The 449-nt window shown below is 55.2% G+C and carries 1 protein-coding gene; it reads left to right on the top strand.

What is annotated here, in order from left to right:
• Positions 1 to 239: 239 nt before the first annotated feature.
• On the top strand, positions 240 to 449 hold a 210-nt coding region (locus A3728_RS14010; protein WP_236630509.1), incomplete at its 3' end, for a flagellar basal body protein.

Below are 449 nucleotides of genomic sequence, written 5' to 3'. Positions count from 1 at the left end.
CCGCTGTAACAGGAAGTCACCCTGCCCCAGAACAACGAAGTTCAGGGTCGCGAACGGCCCCTCCTCCTGTGCCCGCAAAGGGGGTGGCAGGAACAGCACAAGAGACAGGGCAAGGCAAAGTATCTTTAGCATGACAAGAAAGAAAGACACAATTTCCTTGCTTTTGTCCAGTTTATATTTCAATGTATCCTTGCAATCCATGTTTATACTTGCATCGCATAAGGACAGGAGCACGGCGCATGACGGAAGCAAGCTACCTTGGCATGTCCCTTGCCGCGTCTTTGCAGCGCCAGCTCGACGTCACCTCCAACAATATCGCCAACGCGAACACCGCCGGGTACAAGGGCGAACACGTCGTCTTCGAAACCTTTGTCCAGCAAAACGCCGGCGCGGATCAGGATCCGGCCAATTTCGTGCGGGATCGCGGCTCCTACGTCGACATGCGGCCC

It is taken from the genome of Sulfitobacter sp. HI0040 (genome assembly GCF_001634885.1).
Taxonomy (GTDB): domain Bacteria; phylum Pseudomonadota; class Alphaproteobacteria; order Rhodobacterales; family Rhodobacteraceae; genus Sulfitobacter.
Note: the sequence above shows the minus strand (reverse complement) of the source record. Positions and strands in the feature narration are given on the sequence as shown.